This is a genomic window from Ruegeria sp. BJ3 (genome assembly GCF_056535665.1).
In genome coordinates this window covers 88,526-105,288 of the sequence record NZ_JBQFIT010000001.1, presented here as the reverse complement: position 1 = coordinate 105,288, position 16,763 = coordinate 88,526, and the positions used below count along the sequence as shown (strand labels likewise).

15 protein-coding genes are annotated in these 16,763 nt (G+C 61.8%); 5 read left to right on the top strand and 10 right to left on the bottom strand.

All coding sequences use genetic code 11. The features are described 5' to 3' along the window. Positions 1 to 73: 73 nt before the first annotated feature. Both ACR3EL_RS00500 and ACR3EL_RS00495 read left to right on the top strand, forming a co-directional pair. Positions 74 to 1,096 (top strand): aspartate-semialdehyde dehydrogenase, encoded by a 1,023-nt coding sequence (locus ACR3EL_RS00500; protein ID WP_170340798.1) that lies wholly within the window; start codon positions 74 to 76, stop codon positions 1,094 to 1,096. Positions 1,097 to 1,581: 485 nt separating this feature from the next. Continuing rightward, a complete protein-coding gene (locus ACR3EL_RS00495) occupies positions 1,582 to 2,004 on the top strand; it encodes a hypothetical protein (protein WP_170340791.1) in 423 nt (140 codons plus the stop codon). 52 nt (positions 2,005 to 2,056) lie between these two features. Here the strand turns inward: ACR3EL_RS00495 and ACR3EL_RS00490 are convergent, their stop codons facing one another. The 5 genes from ACR3EL_RS00490 to ACR3EL_RS00470 form a co-directional block, all read right to left on the bottom strand. Then, positions 2,057 to 3,976 carry a DUF3604 domain-containing protein gene (locus ACR3EL_RS00490; protein ID WP_480719990.1) on the bottom strand — a complete coding sequence of 640 codons (1,920 nt, stop codon included), beginning with the start codon at positions 3,974 to 3,976 and terminating at the stop codon, positions 2,057 to 2,059. A 162-nt stretch (positions 3,977 to 4,138) separates the two neighbouring features. Then, complete coding sequence (locus tag ACR3EL_RS00485; protein ID WP_254437804.1) at positions 4,139 to 6,238, bottom strand: acyltransferase family protein; 2,100 nt, start codon at positions 6,236 to 6,238, stop codon at positions 4,139 to 4,141. Between the two features lie 144 nt (positions 6,239 to 6,382). Next, the gene (locus ACR3EL_RS00480; protein ID WP_170340785.1) at positions 6,383 to 6,694 is read right to left on the bottom strand and encodes a P-II family nitrogen regulator; all 312 of its coding nucleotides are present in this window, start codon (positions 6,692 to 6,694) and stop codon (positions 6,383 to 6,385) included. A 4-nt stretch (positions 6,695 to 6,698) separates the two neighbouring features. Further along, the gene (locus tag ACR3EL_RS00475) at positions 6,699 to 7,676 is read right to left on the bottom strand and encodes a sodium-dependent bicarbonate transport family permease (protein WP_170340783.1); all 978 of its coding nucleotides are present in this window, start codon (positions 7,674 to 7,676) and stop codon (positions 6,699 to 6,701) included. A gap of 61 nt (positions 7,677 to 7,737) precedes the next feature. Then, complete coding sequence (locus ACR3EL_RS00470) at positions 7,738 to 8,388, bottom strand: carbonic anhydrase (protein ID WP_093963954.1); 651 nt, start codon at positions 8,386 to 8,388, stop codon at positions 7,738 to 7,740. Positions 8,389 to 8,530: 142 nt separating this feature from the next. Here ACR3EL_RS00470 and ACR3EL_RS00465 point away from each other — a divergent pair, with 142 nt between their 5' ends. From ACR3EL_RS00465 to ACR3EL_RS00455, 3 genes are all read left to right on the top strand, one after another. Next, positions 8,531 to 8,920 (top strand): hypothetical protein, encoded by a 390-nt coding sequence (locus tag ACR3EL_RS00465; RefSeq protein ID WP_170340773.1) that lies wholly within the window; start codon positions 8,531 to 8,533, stop codon positions 8,918 to 8,920. A 61-nt stretch (positions 8,921 to 8,981) separates the two neighbouring features. Beyond that, positions 8,982 to 10,364: a leucyl aminopeptidase family protein gene (locus ACR3EL_RS00460; RefSeq protein ID WP_480719986.1), complete on the top strand. Its 1,383-nt coding sequence runs from the start codon at positions 8,982 to 8,984 to the stop codon at positions 10,362 to 10,364. Next, positions 10,361 to 11,098 (top strand): C40 family peptidase, encoded by a 738-nt coding sequence (locus ACR3EL_RS00455; protein ID WP_170340770.1) that lies wholly within the window; start codon positions 10,361 to 10,363, stop codon positions 11,096 to 11,098. Before ACR3EL_RS00460 ends, ACR3EL_RS00455 begins: the two co-directional genes overlap by 4 nt. Here ACR3EL_RS00455 and ACR3EL_RS00450 read toward each other — a convergent pair. The 5 genes from ACR3EL_RS00450 to ACR3EL_RS00430 all read right to left on the bottom strand — a co-directional run bounded on the left by ACR3EL_RS00450 (position 11,095) and on the right by ACR3EL_RS00430 (position 16,739). Beyond that, positions 11,095 to 11,445, bottom strand: coding sequence for a DUF2794 domain-containing protein (locus ACR3EL_RS00450; RefSeq protein ID WP_093963950.1), 351 nt, complete (start codon positions 11,443 to 11,445; stop codon positions 11,095 to 11,097). The genes ACR3EL_RS00455 and ACR3EL_RS00450 overlap by 4 nt on opposite strands. 73 nt (positions 11,446 to 11,518) lie before the next feature. Continuing rightward, a complete protein-coding gene (locus tag ACR3EL_RS00445) occupies positions 11,519 to 13,186 on the bottom strand; it encodes an ABC transporter permease (RefSeq protein ID WP_093963949.1) in 1,668 nt (555 codons plus the stop codon). 114 nt (positions 13,187 to 13,300) lie between these two features. After that, entirely contained in the window at positions 13,301 to 14,518 is a 1,218-nt protein-coding gene (locus ACR3EL_RS00440) for a phenylacetate--CoA ligase family protein (protein WP_170340769.1), read from the bottom strand. Positions 14,519 to 14,537: 19 nt separating this feature from the next. Then, positions 14,538 to 15,371 carry an ABC transporter ATP-binding protein gene (locus ACR3EL_RS00435; protein WP_093963948.1) on the bottom strand — a complete coding sequence of 278 codons (834 nt, stop codon included), beginning with the start codon at positions 15,369 to 15,371 and terminating at the stop codon, positions 14,538 to 14,540. Positions 15,372 to 15,455: 84 nt separating this feature from the next. After that, a complete protein-coding gene (locus tag ACR3EL_RS00430; protein WP_093963947.1) occupies positions 15,456 to 16,739 on the bottom strand; it encodes an ABC transporter substrate-binding protein in 1,284 nt (427 codons plus the stop codon). Positions 16,740 to 16,763 lie beyond the last annotated feature (24 nt).

The following is a 16,763-nucleotide window of genomic DNA, read 5'->3' as shown; positions in this document are numbered from 1 at the left end:
TCCGCCGCGAAGGCCCTTTTTTATTTTCTGCAACGCGGCTATGAACGCGCGTCCTTAATTCAGGAGACTAGACATGGGCTATCGCGTCGTTGTCGTCGGCGCCACGGGTAACGTGGGCCGCGAAATGCTGAACATCCTGGCTGAACGCCAGTTCCCCGTGGACGAAATTGCCGTTCTGGCAAGCCGTCGTTCGCTGGGCACCGAAGTCAGCTTTGGCGACAAGACACTCAAGACCCAGGACCTGGACACTTTCGATTTCACCGGCTGGGACATGGCTCTGTTTGCCGTGGGCTCGGCCGCGACCAAGGATTACGCCCCCAAGGCGGCAGCGGCTGGCTGCGTGGTGATCGACAACTCGTCGCTCTATCGCTACGATCCCGAGATCCCGCTGATCGTGCCCGAGTGCAACCCTCAGGCGATCCACGACTACAAGAACAAAAACATCATCGCCAACCCCAACTGCTCGACCGCGCAGATGGTGGTGGCGCTGAAGCCGCTGCATGACCGCGCCAAGATCAAGCGCGTCGTGGTCTCGACCTACCAGTCGGTCTCGGGCGCCGGCAAAGAGGGCATGGATGAGCTTTGGGATCAGACCAAAGCCGTCTACAACCCGATCAACGAGGTCGCCCCGAAGAAATTCCAGAAGCAGATCGCCTTCAACGTCATTCCGCATATCGACGTGTTCATGGAAGACGGCTCGACCAAGGAAGAGTGGAAGATGGTCGTCGAGACCAAGAAGATCGTCGACCCGTCAATCAAGGTCACCGCAACCTGTGTGCGGGTGCCGGTTTTCGTCGGACATTCGGAGTCGGTGAACATCGAGTTCGAGGAATTCCTGGACGAGGACGAGGCCCGTGACATCCTGCGCGAAGCTCCGGGCGTGATGGTGATCGACAAGCGCGAGGCCGGTGGCTATGTCACGCCGGTTGAATGCGTAGGCGATTTCGCCACCTTCATCAGCCGTATCCGTCAGGACTCGACCGTGGAAAACGGCCTGAACCTGTGGTGTGTCTCGGACAACCTGCGCAAAGGCGCGGCTCTGAACGCGGTTCAGATCGCCGAGCTGCTGGGCCGCGAGGTCCTGAAGAAGGGCTGATAGCCGGACCAGACTGAAATCTTAAAACTCCGCGGCATGGGCTGCGGGGTTTTCATTTTTTGGCAATGCGAGAAGGAAGGCGCGCCAGGCATCACCGCAGGTTCTGCCCAAGCAAAAGTAAATTCGCCAGGTGAATATCTATTATTCACATAATCAATTTTTCATATTTCACAGCTGCTGGTATTTTTCCGCCCATTGAAGGCGCCTTCGTTTCAATCTCAGCCGAGGGGAAACGAGCCATGATTGACCAAACAGAGCCTGACCTGTCGCAGGAACCGGGGTTCGACACCGCGCGATCCCACCAGCTCTGGAACCGCTGACTAGGCCGATGTTTTTCTGGCCTTCGGTGCTCGACGCCGCACTGCCAGACGGTTCGGGCCGGGTTGGGCAGCATGGTTCGGATGCCCGCGGTAGAACACACCTTTTCCGGCAAAATCCGATTTTAACGCCCCGTGCGGCTCATCGGATATTCAAAGGAGACCGTTATGACCAGATTGCCCATCTTTTTTCTGACCACCGCAGCCATATTTGCCGTTTTGGGCATGTTGTGGGGTATCCAGATGTCGGCCAGCCATGATCACACGCTGTCTCCGGCACATGGCCACTTGAACCTGATCGGGTTCGTTGCGCTGGCAGTGTTCGGATTCTACTACGCTCTGACCCCCGAGGCGGCGCGCAGCGGTCTGGCGAAACTCCACTATGGGCTGTCCGTGGCAACAGTGCTGGTGCTCGTTCCCGGAATCGTGCTGGCAATCACCGAAAGGGGCGAAACCCTTGCTCAGATCGGATCGCTTCTGGCTGTTCTGACCATGGTCCTGTTCGTGTTCATCCTGCTGCGTCACGGTTTCGGAGCGACAGACGCGGACAACCGCAGGCCGGTGGCCGGCAATCCCAACCCAGCCGAATGAACAAGACCGCCCCGCCTGCGCGAGGCGGGGCTTCGCTCAACGGAACGACCGTTTATCCCGGGGTGTACCAGATCGGCGACGTATAGGCCCGTTCGGTCGTGATCATCGGAACATAGTCCGGCATCTCGATCCCGAACCGTTTGGCCTCGTAGGCGGTCCAGCGGGGGGTCGGGATCTCAATCACACGGGCATAGTAGAACGCAGACAGGTTGGGGTCGAAATCCGGATCCTGCCACGTGGTGATCAACTCACTTGCCCCGATGGTGTTGGTCCACGTGGCGTTTTCGACGTCGACGGTGTTGCCGACTTCGGGCAGTTTGCCGTTCTCGTCCATCTGGCGATCGCCGGCCCAGACGACGTTGTAGACTTTCTCCTGCAAGGCCCCGTCAGCATCGACCCAGCCCTTGACGATCTGGATGCGATCCAGGTTGCCGGAAATCGGGTCCTTCAATGCAAAAACAAGGAAATTCGGAGCCCGTCCATCGGGAGACGCCTGCAGGTTGCCCCCCATCGGTACGCCTTTTTTGTAGCCGGCATCCGCAGGAACACGGCTTGCGGCATCCTCATCGGTGAAGTCATAGCCGCCGAAAAACCGAACCCCCATACGCGACCCCGTGGTCGCGTAGGTCTCCCTGCGCTGCATCGCGTCAAAGATCGCCTCGCGGGTGTTTTCCGTCGCCCAGACCGCACCCAGTCCACCAGCGGCCTGTTTCCAGCCATAGATCGACAGCTCTGGATCGGGTGCTTCGATTACCAGGTGTTCCCAGCGGTTCGGGCCGGGCTCGACCCCGGAATGTTTGCCGAAAAAGTTGTCTTCCTGGGCCGTTGCCATACCGGTATGCGAATCCGTCGCGCCGACCATCCCGAACTTGAACGGGTTCAAACCCAGCTCCTGTTCGATCTTGAGCCCGCGCTTCAACGCCTCGCGTGCATACTCACCGGCCAGCATCTCTGGTTGCTTCAACTCGGTTCCGTTCAGATTGGCCGCGTCCCATGTGTCGAAATCTGCGAACTCATCATCGGGGCTGAGGAACGGATGCGCCTCACCGTCGCCCTTGATCTGCGTCGGTTCGTACAGCGGCTCGAACCGGGCGCGCAGACTTGCGATCTCTTGGGTCAGTGCGGATCCATCATAAGCGTTCAGAGAGAACATCCGCCCGTTCGACAGGTTGCCGTTATGCGCGATGGCCAGGACCTCGCCGCCTGTCCGTTCCTCGTATTCGGCCAGAAAGGCCCACAGGTCCTCGGGGTTCTTGCTGTCATATTGCGAGAACGGGCGGGTCTGGTTGGCCTGGTCGCGCCCATCGCGGAACAGCACGTTCCGGTGCAGGTTGTTGGCGCCCTCGGTGGTGTATTCATAGCCGATGATGGCTGAAAAGACTCCCGGCTCGTTGAAGCTGTCCGCGAGGGCCGTGTACGCCTCCCACGCATGCTTGATGGCCTTCGGGTTGTCGATGGGCGGGACGTCATCCGACAACGAGGCGACGATCTCCATTGCCGTGTCAAACGCAAGCTGGCTGTCACCCGCCGTCAGCGCCTCGTACCAGGCCTTGCCCTGGGGTGTCGCCAGAACCTCGGCGTCTCCGGCCAGCAGTTGCGGCATCAGCCCGTACATCTCGGCATGGTCCGAGACGACCAGCCAATCAAGCGGACGGGACAGCTTGGCCCGAAGGCCGTGGGTTGTCGTGACCTCTTCGCCGCGGGCAAAGCGAAACGCCTGTTCCTGGGTCAGCCGGGTCATCGTGCCGGCATCAACCGAAACCGAAGTATGCAGATGCGAGTCTCCCCACAGCGGCCGTTGGGGAAAATTCCGCCCCGCATAGGGAGAGAAATCATCAGGTGCCAATACGACGTCCGTGCTGTCCTGCTCGGTCTGGAATTCCTGCGCGGACACGGATGTGGCGGTCAGCGCGGCCAGACAGGCCAATGTCCACAAGGGACGTTGTGAAACGATTGCGAAAGACTTGGTCATAAAATCCCTCCCAGGTGTGGCATTTCCATTCGGTTGGTTCCGGAAACGACGGCAGCCTATCACGGAATTGGATATTCGAATAAAATTACCTGATGACGTAACCCGTGCCACGCGCTGCAGTACCGCGGCGCGCGGGCGGCAGACCAATGCAGGGCTGAGGAATCACTCCCCGGTCGGCGCGCTCTGGGCCAGGTCGGCGTTCTGTTGAAACTGGCTGCAGGGACGGTCATTAGCAGGACCCACAGCGCCAGTGTCGGCTGGCCCATTAGGTTCGTCCCCGAACAGGAACCATCCACCGGTGCGGCACCCAAGTTCGCGCGAACCTTCTTTCGAGAGATGGCGACCATCCCGATAGTATGCCGTCGTGCCGTCGCTGGCGCGGCACATGCCGTCAGCATCGCAAAGTATCCGATCCAGCCAGACGACCTTGTGGCGGCCCTCGAGCTGGTGCAGCATCTCACCCACCTCAAGAAGCTCCGGCTGTATGTCCTCGAGCGAATAGTCGCACAGATCCGGGTCAGCGCCTCGGAGTTCGGCATTCACCACGCAATAGCCCAGGTTTTGGCCATTCGAGGGGGGCGGAGACACAACGATCGGGGTTTTATCGGCAGACACAAGCCGTTCGAGCGTTTTTTCCAGGTTCCGCAGAACCGTGCTCTGCGGGCCTTCGGGGTCCATTGCGCCGTCAACGGCAGCAAGTCCGCCCGGCTCGAACAGGTAGTAGAACGGCGATGAGACGATGACATAGTCAATGCTGTCGGTCGAAGTGACATAATCCAGCACCTGGTCGCTGAAATCCAGACAGGCTTGCGGGGATTCTCCGGTCCGGCCGCGATCGGCAAAGGCGATACCGGCGATCGGCGCGCAGAGCGACTTGGTCAGCTGGACGACCCCAAGCTCGGGATAGGCCGCGGTCAGGCCGACCACCAGATGCATGGCGAAACTGTCCCCCCAAACCGCAACCTTGGGAGACTCGGAAGTCGCACAGCTGTCCGGCACCGGCATCCGACCGTTGCATTCATTGCTCAAACCGCGGTTCGGAGCCAGGCTTTCGGTCAGTCTCGGCAGATCGAGATCGCGCAGCGCCTTGCGATCGGGCGCACCATCGGTTGCGAAGATCGCCACCCCAACCGAGAACACCAAAGCCGATATCGCGGCGCTTCCGATGAAGATCCCCCGGCGGCTGAACAGACCTTCCCTGCGACGGCGAAAGGGTTGCTCGACGAAGCGCCATGTCAAGGCGGAGAGCACAAAGGCCAGCACGACAAGGCTGGCGATGGTCAGCGGTGTTGGGGCCGGAACACTCCGGATCTTGGCAAAGACCAACAACGGGTAGTGCCACAGGTAAAGGCTGTAGCTGATCAGGCCGATCCAGACCATGATCCGAGACGACAACAGCGCCCCCACCGGGTCCCGTTGGCTGGCGAAAAGGATGACCAGAACGGTTCCCAGAACGGGCACGGCCGTAAGGATTGACGGGTGCGGCGTGTACCGGTCGAACATCACGTAAGACACCAGCAGCCCGGCCATGCCCAGCAGGGGTAGCACAGTCGAGAAACGCCCCTTGTCCTGCCGCGGAACGAAGGCGCATATCGCGCCGGCCAAAAGCTCCCACGCGCGGGTATAGATGAGGTAGAACCCTGCTCTGGGTTCGTTTTCCGATGTCCACTGCGCCAGCAAGAGACTCGCCAAAAGCAACACCGTCAGGCCAATGATGCAGGTCCGGGTCCCTCTTCGAAACAGAAACAGCAGCAGTAGCGGAAACAGCAGGTAGAACTGTTCTTCCACCGCAAGGCTCCAGGTGTGGAGGAGCGGATGCATGTCGAATTCATCCGCGAAATAGTCCTTGTTCCGGAAGAAGAAGACGTTCGACAGGAATACCGCGACGGATGACAGGCTTCGCGAATAGACCCTGAGATCGGCCGGCAGCATCCAGATCCACGCCAGGCAGGTCGTCACGGCAAGAACCACGAAAAGGGCCGGAAGAATCCGCCTGGCTCGCCTTTCGTAGAAATCGACGATGGACAACTGTCCGCGTTGAATATCCCCGATCAGAAGCGAGGTGATCAAGTAGCCGCTGATGACGAAAAAGACATCAACACCCAGAAACCCGCCGGACAGCCATGACAATCCGGCGTGGTAGAAGACCACTGGCAACACAGCTATTGCCCGAAGGCCGTCAATTTCCCTTCTGTAGGCGATGCTCAAAACGGCCAACCTCAAGATGCTGGCTGAAATGCTAGCGCCCGTCCCGGTTGCCATCAACGATGTTTGTCAGTCAGCCGGCTCTGAAGGAAAATGTGTGGTTTTGCGAACAGGGATTTGCCTGTTCGCTCCGCACATCGTGCATGGGTCCACGCCATGACTCCCGAGGTTAGGCGCGCATCGGATCCCAAGCGCGCCGGGTCAGAAACGCTCGGCCCGCAGAACCTGGCAGTCGGTGACGCTTACAACCCCGATATGGCGATCAAGCACGGGAAGAATCGCGCTCAGCAGCCCGTCCAAGCGATCGGGGCGAATGATGCAGATGACCTGAACCATCCCGCTGGCGCGGCTGACCTGGCCAGAACGGCTCCATTCACCCGATCGTCCCGATCCGCCGAGCACCGGCAGGATCGTGAACCCGGTCACACCTTGATCGACCAGAGCATCCGTCAGACGGGATTTCACGATGGCTTCGATGGTGATCTCGACCCGTTTGGCCTCATGTGTCTGCATCGTCTTATCCTCCGGTAACGGCCCGGGCGACCGAGACGTAGATCGGCAGGCCCAGCGCCAGGTTGAATGGGAATGTGACGCCCAAAGACAGGGTCAGATAGATGGACGGGTTCGCCTCGGGCACGGCCACGCGCATCGCCGCAGGAACCGCGATGTACGAGGCGGAGGCGCCCAACACCATCAGCAACACCGCTCCACCGGTGGACAGACCCAACAGGAGCGCGGCCACCAACCCGGCACCAGCCCCGATCAGCGGCATCAGCACGCCGAAGCCAAGCAGACCCATCGTGATCAGCCCGCGCCCGGCACGCAACCCGCGCCCCGCGACGATACCCATGTCCAGCAGGAACAGGCACAGGACACCCTTGAACGGTGCGACCACGAAGCTGCTGATTTCGGCCAGACCGTCCTCGCCCGTGATCCAGCCGATTGCAAACGACCCGACAAGCAGAACGATCGAACCATTGAGGGCAATCTCGCGCCAGAGGTCCGAGTCCATCCGGCGGGCTCCGCCGCCGCGGGAGATCAGCCACAGAGCGGACAAGATCGCCGGCGCTTCCATCGCCGCCGCAACAGCCACCATGTAGCCCTCGTACATCAGGCCCTGACTTTCCAGAACCGACGTACCGGCCACAAATGTGACGATCGAGATTGAGCCGTAATGCGCTGCGACCGCTCCGGCGTTGACATGGTCCAGGTTTGTCAGCACCCGCAACAGGCCAAACGCCACCAGCGGCAGCAGTGCGGACAGAATGACACCTGCAATGAGGGACAAGCCAAGCGTGGCGTCGATCCCGTGTGCGGCAACACTGACCCCACCCTTGAAGCCGATCGCAAACAGCAGATAGATCGACATCGCCTTGGCGATGGCCTCGGGAATGGTCAGGTCAGATCGGGCCAATGCCGCTGACAGACCAAGCACAAAACTGAGAATGATCGGCGAGACCAGATTGTCGGCCGCCAGAGACAACAGGTTTTCCATACAGTCACCGCACCCTAATTGAACTAGCGTTCAATTAGGGTGCGTTTCTCCGATTTAAAGACTAAACCGGCAGGAATTTTTTTCCTGACGGATCATAATACTCCAGACCACCTTCGCCGATGTCGGTCCACAAGCCGTGCAGCGATATCGAGCCGTTCTGTACGGCTTCGGCCACGAACGGGAAGGTCATCAGGTTTTCGAGCGACGCGACAACCGCCTGACGCTCGAACTGGCGCGCCTGTTCGGCGGGGTCCTCGACATCGGAGACCAGATCGAATTTCGGTTTGAGGATGTCCATCCAGCGTCCGACAAAGCTCTCTTTGGCTTCCAGTTGCGGCGCTTCGCCTTTGCACATGTCGATACAGCCCTGCACCCCGCCGCATTGCGAATGCCCCAGTACGATCAGATGCGCCACTTTCAATGCCGTCACTGCATATTCGATAGTTGCACTGGTGCCGTGGCGCTCGCCGTCCGGTTCGTAGGGCGGCACCAGGTTGGCAATATTGCGGTGGATAAAAAACTCGCCCTGGTCGGCCCCGAAAATCGAGGTGACATGGACCCGGCTGTCACAGCAGGAAATCACCATCGCACGCGGACGCTGACCCTCGGTCGCCAGCCGGCGGTACCAGGCCTGGTTCTCGGAATAGGACGTGGCTTTCCAACCGTGGTACCGTTTTACCAGATAGCTCGGCAGAGGTTTGGCGTGGTGCATCGCGTTTTCCCAAATTTGCAGTTCGACCGCCGATCTAACGCAAGTTCGAACAAAATTCGAGACATTATCCCGATTGGCCGCAAGGAATTGCAAAGGTCTTTTGTGACAGGTTCGCAGATGCCGTGGGGGCAGAAAGATTGGGGTGAATGAGGTGGACAAGATCGTCACGCTTGAACAGAAGGAATCCGTGCGGCTGGATCCGGACCGGCTGAACGGGCTGTATCGGCAATTGGGTGACACGAACGCGGTCGACGTTCTGTGCCGAACGGTCGAGGAACTGGCAGTACGCCTGTCGAATTGTGAACGGCTCTGGCGTCAACGTGACTGGGCGGGGCTGCGGAAATGCGCCAAGTCTCTGGTCGCGATATCCGAACAGGTCGGCATGACGGCGCTGGCCCGGGTCGCCGGCGACGTGGCCCGGACGGTAGATGCCGGCGATGCGGTGGCGACCGGAGCTACGCTCAGCCGACTGATCCGGGTGGGCGAGCGGTCGCTGACCGCTGTATGGGATCAACAGGATCTTTCGATATGACGGGTTGCGGGCGAACAACAGGCGGCTAGTGTAGGCGTCACCAGAACAGTCCGAGGCGCCCATGTCCCTGTCTTTTGCACCTTCCGATGCCCCTGCCATTGATCTGCATGTTCTTGCGCAGGACGGGCTCGAGCCATGGCTGAAGTCTCAGCCCGATCAGACACAGGCCTGGGTGGCCGCGAACGGATTCACCGGCGCAATCGGGCAGGTTCTGCTGGTTCCCAGACCGACGGGCGCGCCGCAATTCGCGCTGGCAGGCTATGGAACAGACACCCGGCGCGCTCGGGTACGCTTTCCGCTTGCCGCCGCCGCCGAGGTTCTGCCCGAGGGCACTTACCGGATTGCGTCCGGTTTGCCGACTGACAGAGCCAAAATCGAAGCCCTGGGCTGGTTGCTGACCGGGTACAGTTTCGTCCGATATGCCGAACAGTCCGGCGCAAAAGCCCGATTGGTCGCGCCGGACGGTGTGAATGCTCCGCGGGTTGAGATCATGGCCAATGCCGAAGCTCTCACCCGTGACCTGGTCAACACTCCGACGGCCGACATGGGACCTCAGGCCCTGCAAGACGCCGTTGAAACGCTGGCGCAGGAGTACGGAGCTCGTTGTGCCGTCACCATTGGCGACGCCTTGTTGGAACAGAACTTTCCCATGATCCACGCTGTAGGTCGGGCCGCTGAACAGGCTCCGCGCCTGATCGAGATGACCTGGGGCACAAGCGGTCCGAAGCTAACCTTGGTCGGCAAGGGCGTCTGCTTTGACACCGGCGGACTGAACCTGAAGCCGGGTGCCTCGATGGGGTTGATGAAAAAGGACATGGGCGGCGCGGCGAACGTGCTGGGACTGGCGCGTATGATCATGGCGCTGGATCTGCCGCTGCAGTTGCGGGTGCTGATTCCGGCTGTGGAAAACGCGGTGGCGGGCAACGCGTTCCGGCCCGGCGACATCCTGACCTCACGCAAGGGCCTGACGGTCGAGATCAACAACACCGATGCCGAGGGGCGGCTGGTTCTGGCCGACGCGCTGGCGCTGGCGGATGAGGGCGCGCCGGATCTGGTGATCTCGATGGCGACGCTGACCGGCGCGGCGCGGGTGGCGGTGGGGGCGGATCTGGCCCCGTTCTATACCGATGACGATGCCGCCGCGCAGGCCTTGTCGCAGGCCGCCGTTCAGGCGGCTGACCCGGTCTGGCGGATGCCGTTCCACACGCCCTATGAGACGTTGATCGAGCCGGGCATCGCCGATCTCGACAACGCGCCGGCGGGCGGGTTTGCCGGGTCGATCACCGCAGCGTTGTTCCTGCGGCGGTTCGTGGAAAACAGCCGGTACATGCATTTCGACATCTATTCCTGGCAAAAGGCCAAAGAGCCCGGCCGCAGCAAAGGCGGGTTGGGGCAAGGGCCGCGCGCCCTGCTGACCGCCCTGCCCAGGATGCTGGGCCTGTGACCCGCGCGCGCATCATCCGCCCTGTCGTGGACCTGCTGCGCAGTCCGAAGGGCCCGCGCGACCGTCAGCTGCTGTATGGCGACGGCCTTGACATCACCGAACAGTCCGGCGGCTGGTGCCGGGTGGTTTCCGACAAGGATGGGTATCAAGGCTGGCTGCGCGCGGACCAGCTGGGCCCAGACGTCCCGGCCACGCATTGGATCTGGGCCCCGGCGACCCATGCCTATGCGCAACCCGACATCAAAAGCCCCGACCGGGTCAGCCTGAGCTTTGGCAGCCGGGTCGTGGTGTTGTCGCAGCAGGACCGCTTTGTCGAGACCGAGCTTGGGTTCATCCCCGCAGTGCATGTCAAACCGGTCGGAACCCTACTGAACGACCCGGTGGCCGTGGCCGAACTGTTTCTGGGCACCCCCTATCTTTGGGGCGGCAACAGCCGGTGGGGGCTGGATTGTTCAGGCCTGATTCAGGCCGGGCTGCTGGCCTGCGGCGTTGCCTGCCCCGGCGACAGCGGCGACCAGGAGCGGGAGCTTGGCACCGCACTGCCCCAAGGTACCCCGACGCAGCGTGGCGATCTGTTGTTCTGGAAAGGCCATGTGGCTTGGGTGTCTGGCGACAACATGCTGCTGCATGCCAATGCCCATCACATGGCGGTGGTATTTGAACCGATGGATCAGGCCATTGCCCGGATCGAAGCCCAGGGCGACGGGCCGGTCACGGCGCACAAGCGGCTCTAATCCGGGTCGACCGAGCGGATCAGCTTGCGTTCCAGTACCCGCAGGACGGCGCGCAGGTCGTGCCCGCGTTTCAGGATGCGCCCGTCCATGCCCACCACCGAATACATCCCCTGCTTTGAACGCAGCCGGGGGTGTTTTTCAACACGATAGATCGGGTGCTCGGCCGTACGTCGGAAGATCGAGAATATGGCAACGTCGCGCAGATTTGATATTCCGTAGTCACGCCATTCTCCGGCGGCGACCATCCGTCCATAGACGGAAAGAATCTGTGACATCTCTTGCCGGTTGAAGGCCACCGGCATCTGGACCGGGCTTGCAGGGTTCCGGCTGGGAGGCTGCATGTTCATGACTTCAGCCTTGCCGGAAAATGCGATCAGATCAAGCCTGTCACGACATGGTGTGGTATTTTTGAACCGCCCGTCAGTGCCGGCGCCCGACCTGGCGGCAGATCAGGATCACCGGCAGCAGGCCCACGGCCAAGATCACCAGCGACGGAACGGCAGCGCCCTCCAACCGTTCGTCCGAGGCCAGCCGGTAGGCCTGAACCGCCAGCGTGTCAAAGTTGAAGGGCCGCATGATCAGCGTGGCCGGCAGTTCCTTCATCACGTCCACGAATACGATCAGCAGCGCCGTCAGCAGCGAGGGCGTGAGGATCGGCAGATGCACCCGACGCAACGTGCCCAATGGCGTCTGCCCCAGCGAGCGGGCAGCGGCATCCATATTTGCATGAACGGTGCTCTGACCGCTTTCATAAGCGCTGAGCGCGGCCGCGAGGAAGCGCACCATGTAGGCCGCCACCAACAACCAGATCGAGCCGGTGACCAGCAACCCGGTCGACACGCCGAAGGTCTGCCGCATCCAGGCGTCCAGCGCATTGTCGAACCCGGCAAAAGGCACGATCAGCCCCACCGCGATCACGCCGCCTGGCACGGCATAGCCCAACCGCGCCGCATAAGCCGCCATGGCCGAACCGCGCCCGGGTCTCAGCCGTTGGAAGAAACCGACGCAGACCGCCGCGCAGACGGTGATCACCGCCGCCGTTCCTGCCAGAGTCAGAGAGTTCCGAATGAACCCGAGATAGCGGGCCGAAAGCAGGTTCTGCTCGGACTCCAATCCCATCTGAGTCAGCACGATCACCGGAAGTAGAAAGCCGAACAAAACCGGAATGGCGCATAAAACCCATGCCGCCACAGCCTGCCAGCCGCTCAGCTGTGCAGCGGGCAATGCCGCGTGGCGTTTGCCGGGTTGGTAGTATTTGGCCTTGCCGCGCTGGGTGCGCTCGGTCACGGCCATCACCAGCGCAAAGGCCAGAAGGCACAGCGCCAGCTGCGCCGCCGCCGCGCGGTCGGCCATCGAAAACCAGCTGGTGTAGATGCCGGTGGCAAAGGTCTGAACCCCGAAATAGGCGACCGTACCGAAATCAGCGATGGTCTCCATCACCGCCAGTAGAACACCGCCGGCAATCGCGGGCCGCGCCATCGGCAGCGATACCCGCCAAAAGGCCGACCACGGGCTGCTGCCCAGCGCCCGCGCCGCCAGAAAAGCGGTGGCACTTTGCTGCAGAAAGGCCGCGCGCGCCAACAGATAGACATAGGGGTACAGCACCAGGATCAACATCACCGCCGCGCCCTCGGTCGAGCGGATCTCGGGGAACCAATAGTCGCGCGGGCCCCAGCCGGTCACCTGGCGCAGCGTGGTCTGAACGATGCCGGGATGATCGAGGATGAAGGTATAGGCATAGGCCAGCACATAGGCCGGAAAGGCCAGCGGCAGCACCAATGCCACCTCGAACAGGCGTACGCCGGGAAAACGGGTCATGGTGACCAGCCACGCGGCCCCGACCCCGATGGCGAAAGTCCCCACCGAAACCAATGAGACCAGGATCAGCGTGGTGGCCGCATAGCCGGGCAGGACCGTGTCCAGCAGATGCCGGATCGTGTCAGTGCCGCCGGTGACGGCCGCCAGCACCACGGCGACCATCGGCAACAGGCAGGCTGCTGCAACCAGATAGGCCAAGGCCCCGACGAACCGGGTGCCCAAGGCCCCACGGTTGCGCGATCCATGTTCTGAGAATTCGATCTGGGCCATGGCCTCGGGTCGGCAAAGGTTGCGGTTCCCCTTTAATCGACCAAAAAACTCGGAAACGCCAGTGGGCAGGCACAGGATTCTGCGGCGCATTTGGCCGCAGAACCCCGGGCCGGATCAGTCGTAGACGCGCTGATCCTCGATCACCAGCCCGTCCTTGGGCAGCGTGCCGGGTGGCACCACCTGAACGGTGCCCTTCAGCTTGAGAACCTCGACCACCGACTTGGCATAGGTGCCGTCATCGCCGCCGGGGCTTTCGATCTGCACGGTCATCGTGTCCATCTCGCCCTGCCGGGCAGCGATGACGCGGGCCTTGACGATCTCGTCATGCTTGGCGACCAGCGCGGCCACCTGTTCGGGGCGCACGAACATGCCCTTGATCTTGGTGGTCTGATCGGCGCGCCCCATCCAGCCCTTGATGCGGAGGTTGGTGCGGCCACAGGGCGACTGCCCGGGCAGCACCGCCGACAGATCACCGGTGGCAAAGCGGATCAGCGGATAGTCGGGGTTGAGGGAGGTCACCACGACCTCGCCGACCTCGCCTTCCGCCACCGGTGTTCCGGTGCCGGGGGTCACGATTTCGACGATGACATGCTCGTCGATGATCATGCCCTCCATCGCGGCGCTTTCATAGGCGATGTTACCCAGATCGGCCGTGGCATAGCATTGCAGGCAGGAAATTCCGCGATCGGCATAGGCCTGGCGCAGGCTGGGGAACAGTGCCCCGCCGCCCACGACCGCCTTCGAGAAGTTCAGAGCGACGCCCATCTCGTCGGCCTTGTCCAGGATCACCTTCAGGTAATCGGGCGTGCCGGCATAGGCGGTGCAGCCCACGTCGCGCGCGGCGGTGACCTGAAGTTCGGTCTGGCCGGTGCCCGCGGGCAGCACGGCGGCGCCCACGGCACGCGCGCCGTTTTCAAAGATCATGCCCGCGGGTGTCAGGTGATAGCCAAAACAGTTCTGCACGATATCGCCCAGGCCCACGCCCGCCGCATGCAGGAACCGGCCCATGCGCCACCAGTCGTGATCGACCCCGCCGGGTTCATAGATCGGCCCCGGCGACTGGAACACATGGGCAAAGCCATGGGCGGGTTTGACGGTAAATCCGCCAAAGGGCGGGTGCTGACCCTGCGCCTTGGTCAGGTCGGACTTGCGCAGAACCGGCAGCCTGGGCAGATCCGCGATGGTCTGGACCGCGTCCAGATCGACATCGGCGAAATGGGCCGCGAACCCGGGCGCGGATTTCGCCCGCGCCAGCTGTTCGCGCAGACCGGCCGATTGCTCGGCGGCGCGCTGATCGGCCGAACGGGTTTCCAGAGCATCGTAGAATGTCATCGCCAGATCCTCCATCCGCTCACAGCCACCTTTTGCGGCGACGATAGGACCGCACATCGCGGAAACTCTTGCGGCCTTCGTCGGACATGCCGAGGTAGAATTCCTTGACGTCCGGGTTCTCGCGCAGTTCGGCGGCAGGGCCGTCCATCACCACGCGCCCAGATTCCAGAATATATCCGTAATGGGCAAAGCGCAGCGCCACGTTGGTGTTCTGTTCGGCCAGCAGGAAGGACACACCTTCCTGTTCGTTCAGGTCCTTCACGATGGTGAAGATCTCCTCGACCAGCTGCGGTGCGAGGCCCATCGAGGGCTCGTCCAGCAGGATCGTCTCCGGGCGGCTCATCAGCGCGCGGCCCATGGCGACCATCTGCTGTTCCCCGCCCGAGGTATAGCCTGCCTGTGACCGACGCCGCTCTTTCAAGCGGGGGAAATAGTTGTAGACCAGTTCAAGATCCTGCTGGATGGCGGCCTTGCCGTCCTTGCGGGTATAGGCCCCGGTCAGCAGGTTTTCCTCGACGGTCAAATGTTCGAAACAGTGGCGGCCTTCCATCACCTGGATGACGCCCTTCTGCACCAGGTCGGCCGGGTCGCGCTCGTGCACGTTCTGGCCGCGATACTTGATCGAGCCCTTGGTGACCTCGCCGCGTTCGGAATGCAGCAGGTTCGACACCGCCTTGAGCGTCGTCGTCTTGCCGGCCCCGTTGCCGCCCAGCAGCGCGGTGATCCCGCCCTTGGGCACGGTCAGGCTGACGCCTTTCAGCACGAGGATCACATGGTTGTAGATCACCTCGATATTGTTGACCTCAAGCAGGGTTTCCGCCTGCACGTCAGTGGTTTGTGCCGCATCCAGCATCAGCGCGTGTCCTCATGCCTGCCCCATTTCGGGGCTTGTCCGGTTCGGGACGGCGGTCAGCCGCCGTCCCGGTGTTCGTGCCGCTTAGTTGCAGCCCGGTTCGATGTTGTTTTCAGCCGCGTATGCGCTCGAGTCTTCCTCGATCAGCGGGCCGATCACGTCCGTATCGGTAGCCTTGAACTCCGAGATCAGAGTCCAGGTCTTGCTGTCTGCATCCCACTGGGTCACGCCCACAAGGGCATCCCCGCCGTGGTTTTCACAGCTGACCGAGAAGGTCGGACCAAAGTTCGGCAGGCCCAGTTCGGCCATCTTCGCTTCGGTCATCTCAAGCGCTTCCATACCGTCGCGCATGTCGCCCGAGGTGATGTCAGCCTTGCCCGAGATTTCCTGTGCCTTCTTTGCGGCCTCAGCGGCCAGCATCGCAGCATAGAGACCGCGGTTGTACAGGACCGTACCGACCTGATCGCCAGCACCGGCGGCCTTGCCAGCGTCGATGACGTATTTCTGCAGGTCGTCATACAGCGGATAGTCCGAGCCGACGTTGTGGAAGGTCAGCGCCTTGTAACCATCCGCGGCCGCACCGGCGGGCATCACGTCATGCTCAGCGCCCGACCACCAGATGCCGATGAAGTTTTCCATCGGGAACCGGATGTTCGCGGCTTCCTGGATGGCCACCTGGTTCATCACGCCCCAGCCCCACATCAGGACATAGTCGGGACGATCGCGGCGGATCTGCAGCCACTGCGATTTCTGCTCCTGGCCCGGGTGATCGACCGGCAGGGCCACCAGTTCGTAGCCGTGCTTCTTGGACAGCTCTTCCAGCGTACGGATCGGCTCCTTGCCGTAGGCCGAGTTGTGGTAGACCAGCGCGATCTTCTTGCCGCTCAGATCACCGCCGTTTTCCTCGAGCAGATAGTTGATCGCACCCGACGCACCGTCCCAGTAGTTGGCCGGATAGTTGAACGTGTGGCTGAACACCTTGCCGTTCTTGGCCGAGGTGCGGCCATATCCCATCGTGTGCATCGGGATGTCGTCAGCGGTGGTTTTCGGGATCAGCTGATAGGTGATGCCGGTCGACAGCGGCTGATACACCAGTGCACCTTCGCCCTTGGTCGATTCATAACATTCGACACCCTTCTCGGTGTTGTAACCGGTTTCGCACTCGATGACGTTGGCCGGAACACCACCGATGCCGCCGTCCCGCTCATTGAGCAGAGTGAAATAGTCCGCGTAGCCATCCGCGAAGGGGATGCCGCCCGCGGCGTAAGGCCCGGTGCGGTAGCTGAGCGACGGGAACACGAGGTCGGCCATTGCCGGCCCCGCGGCCATCAGCGCACCCAGCGCCATGGTTGCCAGTTTCTTGTTCATCGGGTGTCTCCTCCCTTGGTTTAT